Source organism: Oleiphilus sp. HI0132 (assembly GCF_001635845.1).
This window is the reverse complement of record NZ_LWGJ01000405.1, coordinates 1-1,322: the sequence shown is the minus strand read 5'-3', so window position 1 is coordinate 1,322 and position 1,322 is coordinate 1. Positions and strand designations below refer to the sequence as shown.

General features: G+C 46.9%; 1 protein-coding gene. It reads left to right on the top strand.

Features of this window, described 5'->3' with window-relative positions:
• Window positions 1–25: 25 nt before the first annotated feature.
• Window positions 26–1,322: glycine--tRNA ligase subunit beta (gene glyS / locus A3766_RS05005; RefSeq protein WP_231882834.1), on the top strand; the 1,297-nt coding region annotated here is incomplete at its 3' end.

Genomic DNA, 1,322 nt, shown 5'->3' with positions numbered 1-1,322 from the left:
AGCTGTTCGAGTTAAAGGTTTGGACGTGCAGCAAGCTGATAAGTCAGTTGAAAAGAAAGGCCCGTCAAAGAAAGCCGCTTATGATGCTGAAGGGAATCCTTCTCGCGCCTTGACTGGTTTTACCGGCTCGTTAGGTATTAAGCCTGAAGACCTAGAAGAAATGGAAACGCCGAAAGGAACATGGTTAGTTTACCGCTCGCTAGAGAAAGGTCAGGAAACCAAATCTTTGTTGAATGACATTGTTGCCCAGTCATTGAACAAGTTGCCTATTCCTAAGCGTATGCGTTGGGGAGCTCAAAAGGTTGAGTTCGTTCGACCGCTGCAGTGGGTATTGATGATTTTCGGTGATGAGGTTGTAGAAGGCAGTATTCTGGATATTCCAGCTGGTCGAAAGACTCGCGGTCACCGCTTCCATAGTCAGGGTGAGATTGAAATTACTAAAGCAGATGACTACGAAGTTCTATTGTTAGAGCTAGGCAAAGTGATTGCAGATTATGATCAGCGTAAGGAAAAGGTTCGTCAGGGTGTGACGGCTGCTGCTGAAGGTATTGGTGGTGTGGCTGTGATTGATGAAGACTTGTTGGACGAAGTCGCGTCTCTAAATGAGTGGCCCGTACCTTTAGTCGGCCGCTTCGACGAGCGCTTTTTGGAGGTGCCGACAGAAGCACTGATTTCTTCGATGAAAGAGCATCAGAAGTATTTCCATGCTTTGGATAAGAATGGCGAGATGCTACCAAACTTCATCACGCTAGCGAATATCGAAAGTAAGGACCCTCAGCAGGTAATTCAGGGTAACGAGCGTGTTATTCGTCCTCGCCTGGCAGACGCGGCCTTCTTCTTTGAAACGGATAAGAAGTCCACTTTGGCCTCGCGTCGTGAGCAGTTAAAGAAAATTGTCTTCCAGAGTAAATTGGGAACGGTTTACGATAAAACTGAACGTGNATCAAAGCTAGCTGCGAAGATTGGCGCAGCAATTGGTGGCAATGCGTCCGATGCAGAGCGTGCAGGAGAGCTAGCTAAATCTGACCTGGTGACAGAAATGGTTCTAGAGTTCTCTGATTTACAGGGAACCATGGGTTATCATTATGCTGTGCACGATGGAGAATCTAAAGAAGTTGCTTTAGCGTTGAATGAGCAGTACATGCCTAAGTTTGCGGGCGACAGCTTGCCGACCACAAAAACGGGTTGTGCACTTTCTATTGCTGAGAAACTTGATTCACTGGTTGGTCTATTTGGTATCAATCAGCCTCCAACGGGTACTAAAGACCCATTTGCCTTGCGCCGTGCTTCTTTAGGTGTGCTTCGAATCATTGTTGAAGAGC